General features: G+C 34.7%; 15 protein-coding genes. 9 read left to right on the forward strand and 6 right to left on the reverse strand.

Features of this window, described 5'->3' with window-relative positions:
• Positions 1–43: 43 nt before the first annotated feature.
• The 9 genes from ACHZES_RS22030 to ACHZES_RS22070 all read left to right on the forward strand — a co-directional run bounded on the left by ACHZES_RS22030 (position 44) and on the right by ACHZES_RS22070 (position 5,444).
• Positions 44–289: a hypothetical protein gene (locus tag ACHZES_RS22030; protein WP_395546670.1), complete on the forward strand. Its 246-nt coding sequence runs from the start codon at positions 44–46 to the stop codon at positions 287–289.
• Positions 290–410: 121 nt separating this feature from the next.
• Complete coding sequence (gene lexA, locus ACHZES_RS22035) at positions 411–1,028, forward strand: transcriptional repressor LexA (RefSeq protein ID WP_395546671.1); 618 nt, start codon at positions 411–413, stop codon at positions 1,026–1,028.
• A gap of 80 nt (positions 1,029–1,108) precedes the next feature.
• Positions 1,109–1,351, forward strand: a complete 243-nt coding sequence (locus ACHZES_RS22040) for a hypothetical protein (protein WP_154524096.1) — start codon at positions 1,109–1,111, stop codon at positions 1,349–1,351.
• 49 nt (positions 1,352–1,400) lie between these two features.
• Positions 1,401–1,742 (forward strand): DUF3837 family protein, encoded by a 342-nt coding sequence (locus tag ACHZES_RS22045; protein ID WP_395546672.1) that lies wholly within the window; start codon positions 1,401–1,403, stop codon positions 1,740–1,742.
• Positions 1,743–1,830: 88 nt separating this feature from the next.
• A complete protein-coding gene (locus tag ACHZES_RS22050) occupies positions 1,831–3,093 on the forward strand; it encodes a DNA polymerase thumb domain-containing protein (protein WP_395546673.1) in 1,263 nt (420 codons plus the stop codon).
• A gap of 13 nt (positions 3,094–3,106) precedes the next feature.
• Complete coding sequence (locus ACHZES_RS22055; RefSeq protein WP_395546674.1) at positions 3,107–3,418, forward strand: hypothetical protein; 312 nt, start codon at positions 3,107–3,109, stop codon at positions 3,416–3,418.
• A gap of 79 nt (positions 3,419–3,497) precedes the next feature.
• On the forward strand, positions 3,498–4,433 hold the full coding sequence (locus ACHZES_RS22060) for a DNA ligase (protein WP_395546675.1): 936 nt from the start codon (positions 3,498–3,500) through the stop codon (positions 4,431–4,433).
• Positions 4,434–4,588: 155 nt separating this feature from the next.
• A complete protein-coding gene (locus ACHZES_RS22065; protein WP_395546676.1) occupies positions 4,589–5,077 on the forward strand; it encodes a prolyl-tRNA synthetase associated domain-containing protein in 489 nt (162 codons plus the stop codon).
• Between the two features lie 172 nt (positions 5,078–5,249).
• Complete coding sequence (locus tag ACHZES_RS22070; protein ID WP_395546678.1) at positions 5,250–5,444, forward strand: hypothetical protein; 195 nt, start codon at positions 5,250–5,252, stop codon at positions 5,442–5,444.
• A gap of 204 nt (positions 5,445–5,648) precedes the next feature.
• Here the strand turns inward: ACHZES_RS22070 and ACHZES_RS22075 are convergent, their stop codons facing one another.
• From ACHZES_RS22075 to ACHZES_RS22100, 6 genes are all read right to left on the reverse strand, one after another.
• A complete protein-coding gene (locus ACHZES_RS22075; RefSeq protein ID WP_404820272.1) occupies positions 5,649–7,811 on the reverse strand; it encodes a GDSL-type esterase/lipase family protein in 2,163 nt (720 codons plus the stop codon).
• Positions 7,812–7,977: 166 nt separating this feature from the next.
• The gene (locus ACHZES_RS22080; RefSeq protein WP_092245011.1) at positions 7,978–8,385 is read right to left on the reverse strand and encodes a hypothetical protein; all 408 of its coding nucleotides are present in this window, start codon (positions 8,383–8,385) and stop codon (positions 7,978–7,980) included.
• Positions 8,386–8,448: 63 nt separating this feature from the next.
• Entirely contained in the window at positions 8,449–9,204 is a 756-nt protein-coding gene (locus tag ACHZES_RS22085) for a hypothetical protein (RefSeq protein WP_395546682.1), read from the reverse strand.
• Positions 9,205–9,285: 81 nt separating this feature from the next.
• Positions 9,286–12,066 (reverse strand): hypothetical protein, encoded by a 2,781-nt coding sequence (locus tag ACHZES_RS22090; RefSeq protein ID WP_395546684.1) that lies wholly within the window; start codon positions 12,064–12,066, stop codon positions 9,286–9,288.
• A complete protein-coding gene (locus ACHZES_RS22095) occupies positions 12,066–12,854 on the reverse strand; it encodes a phage tail domain-containing protein (protein ID WP_395546686.1) in 789 nt (262 codons plus the stop codon). Before ACHZES_RS22095 ends, ACHZES_RS22090 begins: the two co-directional genes overlap by 1 nt.
• 103 nt (positions 12,855–12,957) lie before the next feature.
• Positions 12,958–17,793 (reverse strand): hypothetical protein, encoded by a 4,836-nt coding sequence (locus ACHZES_RS22100; RefSeq protein WP_395546689.1) that lies wholly within the window; start codon positions 17,791–17,793, stop codon positions 12,958–12,960.
• Positions 17,794–17,815 lie beyond the last annotated feature (22 nt).

Genomic DNA, 17,815 nt, shown 5'->3' on the forward strand with positions numbered 1-17,815 from the left:
TGATATAATCTATATATAGATTATTAATAAGGAGGACAGTATTATGCCACGTGGAGTCCGCAAATCACCACTCGTAAAACTTAGAGATGAACTAAAAGAAACACAAGATTCGATAGAACAATATAAGACCGCAATCAAAACACTTCAGGAAAAAGAAAAGCAAATACAAGATGAAATTAAGTTAGAAGAGTTTAAAGAGGTTTCATCAATACTAGAAGAGCAAAACATGTCCTTGGCTGAATTAAAGGAATTACTTATATCCAAAGCAGAAGTTGAACAGGGTAACTAAATCTTATGCCGAGAGTCTTCAAGTGAGGGCTTTCGGCATTTTTTTAATTAATAGACAGAACATACGTTTGCATTTTGTTACGACATGTGCTATACTACCGTATAGAAAGGTGGGCATACCTATGAGAAATGCAAGAATGAGTAAAATACAAAAGCAAATATATGACTACGTCAAAGATTCAATTAATGATAGAGGATATCCACCAGCAGTAAGAGAGATAGGAGATATGGTTAATCTTAAATCAACTTCTTCAGTTCACTCACATCTAAAGAAATTAGAGGATATGGGATACATTAAAAGAGATCCAGCCAAACCGCGGGCTATCGAAATTGTGGAAGATTGTTTTAATTTAGAGCAACGGAATGTGAAAGTTCCGCTTCTTGGAACGGTAGCAGCTGGGCAGCCATTATATGCCGAGCAAAACATAGAAGAGTATTGGACATTACCGATTGAAACAATTAATTATAAAGAAAGCTTTTTGCTAAAGGTAAAAGGGAGTAGCATGGTTAATGCCAACATAATAGATGGTGATATAATCATCGTCAATGTCGACTCTACTGCAGATAATGGTGAAATAGTTGTTGCTTTAATAGATGATTCGGCTACAGTAAAGCGCTTCTTCAAAGAAGATGGTTATTATCGTTTGCAACCAGAAAACGACTCTATGAGTCCTATTATTGTGGATCACGTAGAAATTTTGGGAAAGGTAATTGGAGTTTTTAGGGTGGGGATACACTAGCAAAGATCAGAACCACAATTTGTGGTTTTAATTTTTAATCATAAAACGAACATTTGTTCTAAATGAAAGGAGACTCGCGTATGATGATCACAAGAAATAATTTAAATGAAATATTGTTTGAAAACCAGGATGCAAGGCTGCTAATCGAATATGTGGTTTCACATACGCAAGCTACCTTATATTACTATCATGGCGTTGAATTGACTGTGGAGAATGCGTTAAAGATGTATAATCGTGCGATAAGGGCAGAAGAGGAAGAGTTAATGTGTAATATGCCATTTTTAAGATTAGATAAAAATACAAAAAGGATACTATACTCGTAGAATATATGCTAAAATGATTCTCGGAACATTTAAACGAAGGAGAATCGTCGTGGTATACTATATTAACAAGCAAGCAATAGAAATAAAATCGCAGTTTCATGGGGTCACACTAACATCTGTAAATGAATGTTGCTGTGCTATTGGAATTTTAGCAAAGATGTATGGCCTTCCAATGCCACAGAAGCTAGACACTTTGGATGAGATGAGGGAAGACCTGCATAGGCTAATCAAAGGCAAGCCTGTACCATCGGAATATGCATCAAAAATAATTGATATGCTTGATGGATATATAAATCCAGAAACTATCCCAAATGAATTGTATGAGCTATTGCAGTATGCTTATAATGAGCAGCGTGGATTTGAGCCAGCTTACAAACCGTCATATAGGTAAAAAATAAGGAAGCAGTATTTGCTTCCTTTCATTTCCACTACTAAACGAACATACATTCGAGTATAATGTCTCTTGAGGTGATTTGATTATGAGTAGTGTGATTTTTCACATCGATGTGAACTCTGCTTTTTTGAGTTGGGAAGCAGTATATCGAATACATCATTTGGGTGGAAATTTAGATCTACGTGACATACCGTCCGCAGTTGGTGGTGACGTTACAAAGAGACATGGTATTATACTTGCGAAAAGTATACCAGCAAAGAAGTATAATATAAAGACAGGTGAATCCGTACCTGAAGCACTAAGAAAGTGCCCTGATCTTGTACTTGTGCCGCCTAATTATAATTTGTATCAGAAGTCATCAAAAGCGTTTATGAATATTTTAAAGGAATATGGCCCCATTGTAGAGCAATATTCTATCGATGAAGCGTATATCGATATGACTGGTACAGAATCTTTATTTGGGAAGCCAGAAGATATTGCAAATGAAATAAGAGAGCGTATTTATAGAGAATTAGGATTTTCCGTAAACATCGGAATATCAAATAATAAAGTCCTGGCAAAGATGGCCTCTGATTTTAAAAAGCCAAATTTGGTTCATACACTGTGGCAACGTGAGATAAAAGAAAAAATGTGGACACTTCCTGCATCTGACTTATTTTTTGTTGGTAGAGCTACTGCGAGAAAATTAAATGGTCTAGGAATTAAAACTATAGGAGAGTTGGCACAAACTGACCTGTCAATAATTAAATCTCATTTGGGTAAACATGGAGAAGTGATATGGTCATTTGCAAATGGAATTGATTTCTCAGCAGTTGAGCCCGTACCACCACCAAATAAGGGTTATGGTAACAGCACCACAATTTCGTTTGACGTTACAGATGCCGACACAGCCAAGTTGGTGCTATTATCACTTGCAGAGACTGTTTCAGCCAGGCTGCGTGATGATAACGTAAAAATCAAAGTAATATCCGTGGGAATAAGAGATTATAACCTTGGATACTACAGTCACCAAAAGAAACTTAAAACTGCTACTAACATAACACGAGAAATCTATGAATCGGCTTGCCAAGTCTTCGATGAAATGTGGGATAAGGTTCCTATACGTCATTTGGGAATCCATACAAGTCAAGTAGTAACCGAAGAAACAAGACAGCTTAATTTATTTGACGACCTGGATTACGAAAAGTTAGAACGATTGGATAGGGCAGTAGATGATATTAGAAAGAGATTTGGTGCAGATTCTATTGTAAGGGCGAGTTTTATTAAGGCTGACAAGGTTGACCATATGAGCGGCGGAATTAGTCGCGAAAAGAGAACAGTGAATTATGAAAGTCAAAATATATTATAGGTGGTAAGGCAACATGGGTGCATTTGGGATTGGAACAAATGTAAAAGAAATTGATAGCGGAGAGCTACACGGTAAGACTTATAATATTGCTTGCAAGGCTTGGTTTACCTCAAATTGTAGTCCAAGACCTCTGAGCTTTAAGTTTGAAGGTGAAGACGGTATCATACAAACAATAACTGATATAATCATAAAATGTACTGAAGATAAAAATTATAACGGAATTCCATCAAAAGAATTCAAGTGCGATGCAATTATTGGCGGCATACGTCATGAATTTAAACTGGTTTTTTATATGGAATCATGCAAATGGGTCATGGTAATATAAATGGGTGTATAGGATTTCCAGTTATTAGTACAATAAATAATGTACTGATAATGTGATAAATCAAAACAAGAGGTTATTAATGGATATATTTGATGAAAAGGGTATTGACCCTATGCTTATTTCAGAAAGAGTTGATCCGTATGACGATGAGGACTCTATCTTTGAATTGAAGTTTGACGGAATCAGATGTATTGCATATATAGATGATCAAACTACTGATTTAAGGAATAAGCGGAATATGATGCTATTGCCAAGATTTCCGGAATTAGAACTACTACATGAGGACTGCCGACATAAGTGTATACTAGATGGGGAACTCAATGTACTGGTCAATGGAAAACCAGATTTTTATGAGGTGCAAAGAAGGACTGTCTTGACTGATCCGTTTAAAATTCAGTTGGCTTATCGGAAATTTCCTGCTAATTTCGTGGCTTATGATATTTTGTATTATAAAGACAAACAAGTAACTGATTTACCTCTGATGGAGCGCAAAAAGTTGTTAGATGAAGTAATATCTGAAAGCAACATATTATCAAAATCACGATATGTTGAAACTAACGGAATTGCGATATATAAATTTGCAGAGGAAAATGGCTTAGAAGGAGTCGTCGGGAAAAAGAAAACAAGTCTATATTGGTTCGGGAAGAGGTCAAAAGATTGGAAGAAGATCAAGGTACTCAAAGAAGAGGATTTTGTCTGCATAGGTTATATGTTCAACAAAAACAGTATGACCACACTGATACTAGCGAAGTATAATGACGATGATGAGCTTGTTATCACTAATCATGTTTCACTCGGCGTAAGTATCACGAAGCTTAAACAACATGGCATGAAAATTTCTAATTTCCCAATCGTTAACCTAAAGTGGTATGCTGATGCGACTTGGATTGATCCAATGGTTTGCACAATCGAGTATATGCCTTCTGAAAAAGAGGGCATACGACAACCGACATTCAAAGAAGTGAGAGAAGATAAACTACCAAGGGAATGCAGGATTAAGGAAGATGACACGTGACAGAGTACTTAATTATATATATCAGAGTGTAGACAAAGTCATTTATATTTTAAAGCACTGTATATTGATAATAAATATGCAGTGCTTTATTTTTAGTCCGCTCTCTGCTATAATTAAATAAATTTGATTTTATGGTCGTTAGAGAGGGAAGCGCTATGAATAAGCACGAGATTTTCGATTATCTAAGTAAGTGGAAAATTTGGTATGAGGTCACGGAACATAAAGCCGTATACAACATGGCTGAAATTTCCGATGTTGTCCTTCCATATCCAGAAGCAGACGCCAAAAATCTTTTTGTGCGTGACGATAAAAAGAGAAATTATTATCTTATCACGGTTAAAGGAGATAAGAGAGTTGACCTAAAAGAATTCAGGCAGAAAAACAGCACACGCCCATTATCTTTTGCGTCAGAGAATGATTTAATGAAAGTTATGGGGTTGATTCCGGGGGCTGTGACGCCTTTTGGTATCTTAAATGATATAGAATGCAAAGTGCAATTTTTTATTGATGAAGCCTTTTTTGACCAACCTGGTTTTATTGGCATTCATCCAAATGATAATACAGCAACAGTGTGGGTAAAAACAGATGATTTAATTAATATTATAAAAGGACATGGGAATCAAGTTAATATTGTACAAGTCTAATACAAATTCCAATTTAAGAACAAATCAATACAACACTAGATAGCATAAATTGTCTGGGACTTGTATTTTTATACAATATTGAATAAAGAAACTATAGAAAATGTAGTTTGTCTACAGTCTGATATATATATATTCAATTATGTTAAATATAAAGAAAAGGATATGAAAAATTATGGATAATATTATTGGTGGTTCTTCAGGCTGGACATACATTTATCTTGATGATCAAGATATAGAATTTCCGGTATCGTCTAGTTCCATAGAAGCAATTAATAACAATTTAAAAATCATAGAAGAATTAGAAAAAGAAAATAAGGAAAGCGAATTAATTATTAATAATCTTAGAAGAATGAATAATGGATACTAAACATGAAGATGGGGAATGATAATACTATATAATGTGGTTAGAATTAAATAAAATACAATATATAGATTGAAGTATCAATAAAAGAGTACTTTTATACAGTAAAAAATAGGGAATAGAAGAGTATTTAAACTCAACTATTCCCTACAATTTTTGTAAACGTAGTTGGCATATATAGTTTCGACATATTTAATATCTATTGCATAATTAATTATAACCAAGAATCATTCTTGCATATTGATTACCCAATAATTCATATCCCACATCAGTTCTGTGTAATCCATCTGATAGATAATAAGTGGCAGTTTGCTTATTAACCAAAGAACATTTATACATATTTTTAGATGGAATATGATATTCATCGGCCACATTACAAATCTCGTTGCATAAGTCAAATAGATATAATCCGTTATTATTTGCATTATCATCGCTATTTAATCCATCGCCCACTGATCTTCTTGATCTAAATGCTGGTGTAAATATATAAATTTGTAACTGTGGGAAAGCCGATAATAAATACTCAATTCCCTGTCTAATCGAACCTAAAATAGTTGATATAGTATGTCCAGTTTCATCGTCTAAAGGTACCCCTCCGTTCCAATCATTAGTTCCAAAAGACAGCGTTAAAATATTTACTTTGCTCCAATCAGTTCTATACATTCTCCATAGATTTTCAAGTCCCTGCGCTGACAGACCCGAAGTGTTTTTAAAAACCTCAGTCCAATCACCATTTGCAATTGTATATGCTAGTTTTACAAAACTAAAAGCATTTAGCGGGTCAGAAGTACGGTAGCTATATCTAGTTCCCCCAATTCCACAGTTTAAAAAATTACATCCAGTTAAATTAGTCATCGTTTTTGGATATGTCCCATACTCTGTGATACTGTCGCCCATGCATATTCCTTGCAGTCCGTCTAATAGTTTTACTTTATTGTTTAAAACAAAAATATAAAAGCCCATATCTGCTGTCATTGTATTATTAGTTCCAAAACCACTATAAGAAGTAGTATCTATATTAAATGAACTCGATAATTGCCTATACCCATAAGTGATTGAATTGGTGTTAATATAGCAACCACTCATTGCTATGAAATCATTGCCACTAGTATCAATATCAAAATCGCATAACATTGAACAAATATTAGAATCAATCGTGTTGACCGCAATTGTTTTAACAACATCAACAATATTGTAATCAGTAGGTTTTCTTCTAATATGCTGAATAAAGCAAGTTGATCCATACGCTTTAAAAACTACCACAATTTTACCGTTTTTTGTAATTGGAATTTTTGTGGTTACCACCCTTGCCCAACCAGATGAAAAATTAGCGTCCCCAAGATTAACATATCCAAAATTCTGTTGTGAAGTTAATGCATTTTCCAATATACCAAATCTATCATTTACAAGCTGAAATATTCCCCTAGATTGTATAACTTCTGCATTATTTCCATTGCCAACAGCTCCGAGCACTAAAGAATTAACTTCTGTTTCCAAAGCTGAAAAAGAAACCTGTGACGCTTTCTGTGCTAAATCCGAATTTACCTTAGATGTTGAAACATTAAGCATCTTAACATTAGTTGAGATTTTATCAACCAAATCTTGAGAGACTACTACTAGACCAGGAGTTCCTATTAATCCACTAGAATCAATTGCTTTTATTTGAGATAATATTTTAGGATCTACATTTCCTGCATATTGTTCTGCCCTGTCAGCAGATGCTTCGGCTTCATCAGAATATAGTTTTGATTGCTCACTATGATATTTTGCATTGTCAATGTTTTCTCCCTCGCGAGAATTTGTACCACCAACAGCCCAGCTTTCAGAAAGCCTTGCGCTACTTGCTGCTGCATTTTCTACATTTAACATATATGTATGTACAGCATCTAAAAGATCTTGAACGTTTGCACTCATTTCTCCAAATTCTGTGTAATATGTTTGCATTTGCTGATCATATTCAGCCATGGTGGAATTCACTTCTGATATTTTTTTTGATACGTCGTCTAAACTTACATTTATATCGTTAATAAGATCAGGTATTGTTATTGCCTGAGTAATTAAGTTTGACAATACATCAAAATCATCACTTGAAATCAATCCATCATAATTGATTAATGATTTTTGGATTAATAAGTTTTGCTGTCTAGTAGAAATAACGGCAGGGCTTCCGGGTTCTTGAATAACAAATTCAAATTTTACTTTTCCAATTTTCGATAGCATATTGGCTGTAAAAATTAAAATAGGATATCCATCTTCCCACGGATTGTCTAGCCATTTATCTATATATGGGGTTGACTCACCATCTGCCCACATTCGCAATCTTATAGCTTCGTTTCCTTTCAATGAAACCATGTTGCCTTTGTCTGTAATCATTATTCTGTACTTTCTTGATAAGTTATCATATTGCTTAACCTTCTCGTACACATAGCTCATCTCCTGTGAAACGTCGGCTCTTATAGTTTTATAAGATATCACGATAAAACCTCCCTTCTATTGTGCTTTTTCAATAAAAAAGCGCTATTTACGCTCTGATTGTTTTTCATTTTATTTTAATTAATTTATCTAAGGCCAAAAGATATCCTGGCTCCAACATAAACGATGGGTTATTATCAACAAACTTGTCATAATCAAGTAGATATGGATCAATTTCAACCTCTAATTCACCAAGTTTTGAAATCGATTCATCATATCTCTCGTGATCTTCGTCACTCTTATAATTTGGAAGCACTTTGCCGTCTTCTAAGATCTTGGCATATTTACCTTCGATATCTTTGTAAAGATATTCTTTCATGAGTTTGTTTTGTTCCGTCTCGTAGTAAGTGCAATGTTCTTTAATAATTCTTACATTTCTAAATATCCAATAGCTCATTTCTTGTGGCACTTTAATTCCGGATAAGCCACCAATAGCCCTGTCCATATTTACGACTTCGTATAAATGTAATTTCATATATTCTCCTTATTTTTAGGCAACAAAAAAGAGTAGGAGATTAGTCCTGCTCTTCTTATAATGTTAAGGTCTTACAAAATCGGCGCTACAGTCAATTAATTGAATATACTGTCCGTCTTTTACCGTCACGGTTTTGTTTGCTATACGACTAACAAATAAATCTTGTTCTATATTATGTTGCGGAGCAAATTCATCTTTGCTGGATGGAATTGACGCAAAAACTGTACATGTAGCCCTATTGTCATTAGGATTTAGACGAGTCAAACTGTATGTTCCAGCTTTAATATCCTTTCCAACCCAAAACACTCCTTCTTTAGTAATATCTAATTCTCCTGATTCGCCAACTGGAATATATGTCCCTGAGTTTATAACATCATCTTCGTATAGTTTTATATAATTAAAATTACTCATGGGGCTATAAGATCCTTTAACTATCACATTTTCACTTATCGAACTGGGGTAATAGATATATTCGCCTTCTGGTATATTTCCTTTTTTTACCCAATTACTTGAAGTCTCAAAAGTATATTTTGTTTCAGTGTTTTTAGTCCCATTTGTAATAGTATTAGATTGCGTCCACTCTCCATTTTTGTTAACTTGATACCCATCTGGAGTAATAGTATCGCTTAACATATAACCATCTCTATTAAAATAATACCATTTCCCATTAATTTCTCCCCATGTGTTTGTCATATATGAACCGTCTTCGTTTTGATATTTCCATCCAAGATCGTTAAACTTCCATTCTCCAGCAATAGCATTTATACAGAACGCAGTCGATAACATTATTGACATTATTATTATCTTTACTTTTTTCACAACTTCTCTCCTTTTGACAAATTGTATTATAATATTCGTTTTTATTATAATACTATTCTCAAAATTAGTCAATTATCATAATTACTCTAAATTTGAAATTTGATCTTCTAAAACAGATAATCTATCGTCGAGCCACTTCACAGTTTTGGTTAAAGTCCATGTATCATTTCCCCACCATGAATCACCAGTTATTCTAATTTCATTTGCGTAAACGATAGATCCACTAACTGCAAAAACATAATTAGTTATTGTACTTGCACCATTACCATTATAACCACCCCAAAGAGCAAAACGATTAGAAGCTGCCTGTGCAGACATTCCAGAATATTCATCAATTGACATAAACAACGCGCGATCCGTATATGTCGTGTAAAAATCTCCAAGGTATACCTCATTATCTGCCGCGTAAAAGAATCTATTATTAATATTGATGCTTCCGCCTACAAAACTAGAACCCCTAATTATGCCTGTTATGTCAGCGTTTGTTGCATACAACTTCCCATTATTTAACACTCGGTATGGAGCTATAGATTGATTTGCATTTCCAGCCCAAAACGAAATGGCATTATTCGCAGTAGAAGAACTCATTCCAACTCCACCAGAATATAGATATCCAGATGTTATAGTCCAACCACCAATTAATCCTTCATCAATTTCAGCACGACCTTTAAATATAAGTTTGTCTTTTATGGCATCTATATATAGTAGACTCGTACCACTTTTAGATATATTAAATATCTGACTAGGATTATCCGGATTAATTTGCACCTTGAAACCATTAGCTGCGGAAGCGGTAAAACCATTTTCATCAAGAGTAAGAGTGTTGTTCTTATTCTTTATTTTAAGTGCTTCGCCTATAAATAATCCACCGTAGATTACATCTGCCGAAATGCCGTAGTATGATGTTGTTTTGCCGTTATTAGTTACATACACTTTACCTATAGCAAGCTTTGGTTCACGAAGATTAGTTCCATCTGGTTCCTCAAATAATAATATCTGTCTATTGGTAATCCAAAGTTTTTCAGGAGCATATTTATTTAAGTCAGGTAGCCATTTCTTTAATAAAATACCGGTACTATCAATAAGCACTTCCTGATTCTTTCCGTTGCTTTCAATCTGCTGATTACTTAAGTCAAGGAATTCTTTCTGAGTGCTATAAAAGGCTTCATTTGCTTGTTTCGACGCCTGATTCCAACCAGAGGTGTTGTAACTAAGAGAAGTACTTGTCTTATATACAAGTTTCCGCATGGCGACGAAATCAAACCAACCACCTGTTATGCTTGACTTTGAGCTGAATGTAAGCTTGAATTTACTAAAATCTTCCCAATCAATTTCCATTTTAAGAAGTCTAGCTTTTATAAATTCTTCATCAGAATATTTGATTACAAGAATGTCTCCTAGATCAAGTTGCTCTGTCCATACTTTATATTTAAACAGTACTGGAAAGTTTATTGAATTTACTTCCATATCAAATTGGGGGTAGCATACCTTACTCAGTTCATCAACACCATGTTTATACAAATCCTGTTTCATTTCCAATATATCAGATTCAGTCATAATTGGAGTGGCAATATAGGAGTTGTCACATAAATTATCTTCTCTGACAAATGGTTGTAATTCCTGACATAATTCTTCGCCAAGTACATCATCAATTCTAACTACATAAGAAAGCACTTCGGTTTGCTTTGCTTTGATCTGATTTTCTTTAGCTGTTATCTGTGACTGTCTGACTGCGATTTCATTATTAACAGCATTCCAAAGAGTGTTGTAATTATTGTATTGTGTCTGGGCCACCGGATCTGCATTTTTTATATCAGTCAACACAGACATTTGTTCCTTGTATGTATTTGCTTTTGCTTTTAATCCAACAAGACCATATTGCTTCCAATCTGTACTTGACCCATCAGATGGCATTTTATTATATAAACTATCCAATCCATCTTGTAAAGTCTTTAACTGTGATAGAGCAGTGGTAATTAAACCTTTATTATTATCCATTAGCCGATAATATTCTTCCAGTTTTTCTTTTAAAGCCTTGCTCATATCATTATAGAAATAGCTGAAATTACTTACATAATTATTACCAGCAGGATTTACAGAAGCAATAGACAGAGCAGTACCGCTTGCATCATTGCCACCAGTAACATTTAAAACAGTTTTAATATCATTTTCATTCCAAGTAATATTTAGTTCCTTAATGAGATTCATGAACGATAGTGCGATAGGAACTTCTTTCCCAATATTTTCAGCTTTATAGGCACTTACACTTCGGTCAATACTGTCGAACACAAAGATACATTCAAACGTGTCTGATACATCGCCAGTAAGAAAGTCATATGACGTGATGCTGTCATTGTCAAAACTACGGCGATTCTTTGATATTTCTGGGTCAATATATTTGAATTTCCACCCTGGGTTTTTATCCATAAAAATGTGAGCAATACTGTGCACAGTGTCGTTGGCGTCATATAAAGCATATCGATCAAGTCCGCCTTGTTCGTCGTATTCAGTTCCCATAGAACCAAATGATGTAAGATATGTCTGCTTTAGTTCATAAGTTAAATCATAACAAGTTATTTCGAGATATGGATTAAACCCACTGTCTTTACGACTAATATCTGTAATTCTGTACCAGCCGATATCCTCTAGCCATATGTATTTACCAACCGAGATCTCGTCAAATCCATAATTCTCAACTTTTTCATGATATTTATAAATAGAGAATTTAAACTGTGAGACACCTACTATATATAATACGGAACTTTTACTCTTGGCATTAAGCTGACATATTAACTTTTTATTTGGATATGCCAAGAAGACTCTTGGAATTGCGGGTTTTCTGTAAGCATCAAATTTAACCATTAAAATGCCACCAACTTTCGATATTCTCTATATTTAATCACTCCTTCGCAAGCAAGATTAAAAGTAAGTACATTGCTGCCTTCATAAAATCTAAGCCACTTTAAATTAGAATCATTCAATACATCGTGACCTGTGATAGAAGACGAGATTATACCGTCTGTAGTTAATACGATTTTTTCACCAATACTTACATTCTTGATTTTCATAACATACTCTGAATCGATTTCTTGACTATTTTTTATTTCAAGATTACCGGATTTCAATAAAGTAATTTCAATATAGGGGAATATATGAACTTCCTCATCGTTGACTATATATAAGTCGTCAATGGTATTATTATCATCGGAGAGTGAGAAGTAGTATTCATGTTCTTCTGAAAATGCTATAGCAGAAGAGGTAGTAACGGTAAATTGCATACCTACTGTATCATTTACCGCCCATACTTGCGGTTGATTGATATTACAATGCAGCCAAATATCAGAATAATATTCGTCTTGAATGAAAAGCCAATTATACACACCTCGTTTACATAGCCATTTTGATAATGCACGTTGCTGTTCCTGGCTCATAGGAGACCCATCAGAATTTATGATTTGAAATGTAAATTCCATTGGCTTATCATAATTCTGCGATATGATTTCCCATTCTAAAGATTGTGCAGATTTATCAGTTACTAATTCTGTAGACTGACCACCGTATAGCCCTTGATATTTGTTATTTTCGAAATAAACAGCAATTACTCCAAATTCATCGCTACTGTTTTCACCAAATGTAAATAAACTATGCAATTTAAAACCTCCTTTCAATTTGATTTTTTTATTATAAGAAGCCACAGTATGAGCTTTGTATTCAATTTAATAAAGAGAGCATCAGTTAAGATGCTCTCTTTATTTAATGTTGTTTTGACATTTCCATCATTTTTTGAGGTATTTCCTTGTTAATGAAAGTATTTAGTCTTTCATTCATTTGAGTTAATACTTCTTTATCTGCGTTACCTTGTACTACAAGCAGCGGACTATCGATATTCATAGAAACGTTGTTTCGATTAGCCATAGCCATTGCCTTATAATCATACTTCGGCATATTAGCCAACACAAACTTGCTTGGATCAATGGCAAAATCCCATAGCTTATCAGTCATATTCTTTGTAAAGATGGTATCTCCACCTACTGAATTGAGAACAGTACCGTTTCTAGCAACTATTAATTCTGGCCCATCTTCGTTAACATATTTTAATCCTGGCTTAGAACTAGTAGTACCACTTTTATATCCAACAGTGATATTTCTCTTTTTCACATCATCATATGATATTGTTTTTCCGTCCCATACACCGCTGTCATCAACATAATAATACCCGTTGCCATCTTTTGCCGTAATAGCCATATCTGTAGCCATAGTACCATCAGATTTTAGATAGTAGTCTTTACCGTCTTTTGACTTTCTCCAAGCAGATTTAACCATTTGACCATTCTCAGGCTCAAAATACCGCCAGTCACCATTGCTATCGTCCCAACCGGTTTTCATATAACCATCTTCATTGAAGTTATACTGTTTACCTCCAATGGTGTAGATTCCGTCAGAAGCATAATCATCATTAGAAGCTCCATACCACCAGCCCTTAGAGTTCTTTTGCCATGTTCCAGAGCCGGTTACATCCTCAAATGAAGCTGAACCGTTTCCGTTTGCAGAGAATCCTTGCATGGTACTTACTAATTCTGTAAGTCTTGACAAGTCAATATTAGCAATATCAATATTAATCTGTGAAATGGCATCTGATACAGCATCTTTAAAAGTAGATACAGCGCTGTTGGCGGACTCCCATGGAGAAGTTAATTCACTTGTCATGGTAACATTATAATCTGTTCCATACTTAGTCAGAGTGTTATAAACTGTCTTGTAGTTTTCCTTTACTTGTCCAAGATATTCTTCTATTACTTTCTTTTGTGCATCAGTGTTTGACTTAAGCTCCTCTAATTCATTTTTCTTTGCATCCTGATAGTCCTCTGCCTGCTTATCTAGGCTTTCAAGAGTTTTATCATAAGCATAGTCAGCTTGTGTCTTGGCTAAATCTTTCTTAGCATCGGATAATTGCTGTTCCAACTGCAATCTCTGTGCAATATCTTTTCTATCGGTAGATAATGACAGTTCATCAATTTTTGCCTGTAAATTATTAATGTCAGTCTGTTTCTCACTAATACTTTCAAGATAATCCTGATATTCCTTTTCTGTCTGTAATGCTTTCTTCTTGGCAGCAATTAAATTATTCATATCATCTATCTGTGCCTGGATTGCATTATACCTAAACTGCAAGATTGCTTGTTCAGCTTCTTTCGTAGCTTTTACTGCTGATAACTGAGCATTGGTATATTCATTAAGTTTCTCGTTATATTCGGCCTGTGTGAGCGAACCGTTTTCATACATCTTATTAATAGCGATAATGGCTTCTTCATAATCGGCCGCTTGCTGTTTAGCATTGTCATACTGTTGTCCTAATAATGCAATTTTAGCAAGACCCTTAGACGTAAGCATTCCTCCATCTAAAAGTCCATCGTCGCCAATTAGATCAGACATGGTGCTAATTCCACTATTAATTCTATCAAGCGCACTAGAAACCCTCTCTAATTCCTCAAATGGCAAATTGATTAGAGCTTTTCTAAAATCGTTCATTGAAGATACGGCATCATTCATAGAGGAATTTACAGCAATTAACTCTTCGTTGTATTTTCTCCACTCCTCAGAACCTACTTTGATAGTTCCTTTACTTACTGCTTTTGATAATTCATTGGATAGAGAATTATACTTACTCTGCAATTGCTTATAAATTGCTTCCTGTTGGTTTATCAGCTGTTTATAATCTGATTTAGTAATAGATTCTCCCAATTCCTTTTGAAGACTCAGAAGGTTGTTACTATACGTAGCATACTTATTCATGAGTGAAACAAGACTGTCAAAATCATTGATTATATTATCAAGTTTGGTCTGAGCAAGTTCTTTCAAAGTCTTTTTTGTTTCATCTATCTTCTTGCGAACATCTTCAGCTTTATTGTACCATTCCTGATAACCTTTGATATTGTTTGCAATTACTTCATCAGTTATGGTTTCAATTTCAAGGGTGCCATTTTTGATTTTGTCTATGTAAGTGGGAGAGAGGTTGTAAGAATCTGCCTTCTTCTGATATGTATCCAGCTGTGACTGTAAAGCAGTTAGTTTATTTGCCATTTCGTCAATAGCTGTATCTGTAAGAGTATTTTTAGGCTTCCAATTTGATGTGTCAGAAATTTTATTCTGGATGTCTTGGATCTTTTCGTCTACTCGTTTAATTGTAGTTTCCACCCAGTCAAATACTTCGGAGAAATCCTTTTTGTCCTTTTTTGAGCCAGAAGAGGGCTTATTTGTTTTTGTACCACCTGTATAAGATGCATTAACACTTGCACCTTTGCCTTTATATTCGGAAGCAGCCTTTATTGCATCGTCAACTTCTTGCTGAGCGTTTTTTACAAGAGTGTCATAGCCTTCTTTGCCAATTCTATATCCAACATTACCATTAGCCTTTAGCGTATTTAGTGCTTGCAGTGCTGTATTGGCAGATCCGATTACTCCAACAAGAGAGATGATATTCTCAATATCACCACTGGTATCCAGTGCATTTCCATTGAAAAACTCTTTTTCTAATACCAGCCCGGCAAGCGCTACTTTAGCGATATCACTTTGAGTTGCCTCATCAATAATTCCTGGAATCTCACTTGCGGTAGCATTAGCAAGGTCATTACTTACTTCTGCCGTATAAGCTTTTTCAGCGGCCAAATGCTCCTGTGCAATCGCTAATCGTGACATTACAACTTCTTCCGCATTAGCAACACCCATATTTTGAAGCATAGCAGTAGCAAGATTGGTATTTTCGTCTGTAAGTCCATTTAATACGCCAGAACTATCAATCCACGTTGTTACGAGATCATTAAATGCAGATTTTGTAACATTTATATCTTTTGGTGAGGACGAAACCTTTTCAACGAAGTCAGTATAGGATTCTCCCAAGTCTTTAAAATTATCTTTGAACTTTTTGTCATCTAGTAGAGCATAGTCAAACGGATTATCTTTGTCGGATATGCTCTTCATAATTTTATCCAAAGACTCAAAACCTTCTGACAGCGAATTGATGTTTGAAATTACTTCTTGTTTGGAAAGAGGAGAGAATGCGGCTTCACCAGACTTTGAAACATCATCTTGAACGTATTTCAATCTGATCAGTTCATCAATGACCTGGTTAATACTTAATCCATACTTATCGGCTGATTCAACTATTTTATCAAAATTATCATCTTTTCCATCATTAACCATGGATAGTACATCTGTCTTTGATAAACCTTTTAAACTTTTAGCATAGTCTTTGATATTATCGTTGTTTGAAGAGAGTGCGTCTCTGAAATCGTATAGTCCTGTGTTTGCCTGATCGAAAATATCAGTCATTACATTTCCGTATCGTTTCCAGTTGTCGCTTGTTAAATCAATTGAATTTTTAACTTCATTGAGGTCATCTCTTGCTGATAATATTTTAGATTCGTCACCAGATATTAGTGCGTCGTTATATGCTTTAACGGCATTTGTGGCCTTATTATAACCTTCTGACAGTTCGTTATCAGTTGCAATTTGAGACATCAATGCAGAGTTATATATTTCATCATATTTATCTAATATTTTTTGATTCTCTTTAAGTGCATTTGTAGAGTTATCTAAGAATCCATTAATGAAATTATTGTCTTCGTATTTTTGTTCAAGCTCCTGAATCTCATTGGAGAGATTACGTATGACTTTTTCTGCATTTTCGGCATTTCCAAAAAACTTGATGGTATAAGCATCTACTCCGTTATTTTTAAGAGACTCTAACTTAATACCCCGGTCAGAGTATTTTGACGCTATACTATATATTTCTTTTGCATAGTCATTTGATAAATTACCTGTGCTGCCAAGCGTATAAGTGCGGTCTTGTTCCATTTGCTTTGTAGCATCAGCTATACCTTTTCGATTTTTAAGAAGATAATTCTGTGCCGCCGCCTTATTTCTTGCCAAGATGGCATCGGTCTGATCATTATAAGCATCTGTAACAAGATTTAATTTACCATATTCGTCGCCGTACTTATCATTTAGTTCTTGCTGGAGTGTAAGAAGCTCACTTTTTATTTCTTGTTGACGCTCTTCGGTGGTATTTGACTTTGTTAGTTCGTCGTGTAATTTCTTGTATTTTTCTGCATAATCATTAATAGAAGATGTAGTTTCTTTGAGTATGTTCGCTGCTTCAGCAGTAGCTTGTCTAGTTTTTTCGATGGACTGATTATAAATGTTCCAAGCAGTTGAAACGGCAGTAACCGCCATTCCTATTGCAATTAAAGGATTGGCCAGCATTGTAGCCCAAAGACCTTTAAGTGCTGTACTGAATCCGTTCGTTGATATGATTGCTGAAGTTTGCGAGGAGGATAGGGTAGAAGTAGATATGGCTGCTTCCAACTCAGTCTTAGAAAGACCAGCTACAGAAATTATAGTCCCGTCAACATTAGTCTTCCATATGGTGTTCGAATTTATTGCATTTAATTGTGCGACACTTAATCTTCCGCTGGTTAATACACACTTTTGCATGCTTAAGTCAAGAGAATTAAAGCTGTCTGCTATATTATTACTACTATTTAAATTCTTTATAACGTTTGAAAGATTTCCGAGGTCTTTAAGTTGCATTAAATAATAAATAGAAGTATAA

Source organism: Lacrimispora sanguinis (assembly GCF_044987295.1).
GTDB lineage: Bacteria > Bacillota > Clostridia > Lachnospirales > Lachnospiraceae > Lacrimispora > Lacrimispora celerecrescens_B.

Bases quoted from the DNA above. Each gene is read 5' to 3' on its own strand.
- ACHZES_RS22060 (WP_395546675.1), top strand. From the start codon at position 3,498: ATGGATATATTTGATGAAAAGGGTATTGACCCTATGCTTATTTCAGAA.
- ACHZES_RS22040 (WP_154524096.1), top strand. From the start codon at position 1,109: ATGATGATCACAAGAAATAATTTAAATGAAATATTGTTTGAAAACCAG.
- ACHZES_RS22100 (WP_395546689.1), bottom strand. From the start codon at position 17,793: ATGCAACTTAAAGACCTCGGAAATCTTTCAAACGTTATAAAGAATTTA.
- ACHZES_RS22065 (WP_395546676.1), top strand. From the start codon at position 4,589: ATGAATAAGCACGAGATTTTCGATTATCTAAGTAAGTGGAAAATTTGG.
- ACHZES_RS22090 (WP_395546684.1), bottom strand. From the start codon at position 12,066: ATGGTTAAATTTGATGCTTACAGAAAACCCGCAATTCCAAGAGTCTTC.
- lexA (WP_395546671.1), top strand. From the start codon at position 411: ATGAGAAATGCAAGAATGAGTAAAATACAAAAGCAAATATATGACTAC.
- ACHZES_RS22030 (WP_395546670.1), top strand. From the start codon at position 44: ATGCCACGTGGAGTCCGCAAATCACCACTCGTAAAACTTAGAGATGAA.
- ACHZES_RS22055 (WP_395546674.1), top strand. From the start codon at position 3,107: ATGGGTGCATTTGGGATTGGAACAAATGTAAAAGAAATTGATAGCGGA.
- ACHZES_RS22075 (WP_404820272.1), bottom strand. From the start codon at position 7,811: ATGATTACAGACAAAGGCAACATGGTTTCATTGAAAGGAAACGAAGCT.
- ACHZES_RS22050 (WP_395546673.1), top strand. From the start codon at position 1,831: ATGAGTAGTGTGATTTTTCACATCGATGTGAACTCTGCTTTTTTGAGT.
- ACHZES_RS22070 (WP_395546678.1), top strand. From the start codon at position 5,250: ATGGATAATATTATTGGTGGTTCTTCAGGCTGGACATACATTTATCTT.
- ACHZES_RS22080 (WP_092245011.1), bottom strand. From the start codon at position 8,385: ATGAAATTACATTTATACGAAGTCGTAAATATGGACAGGGCTATTGGT.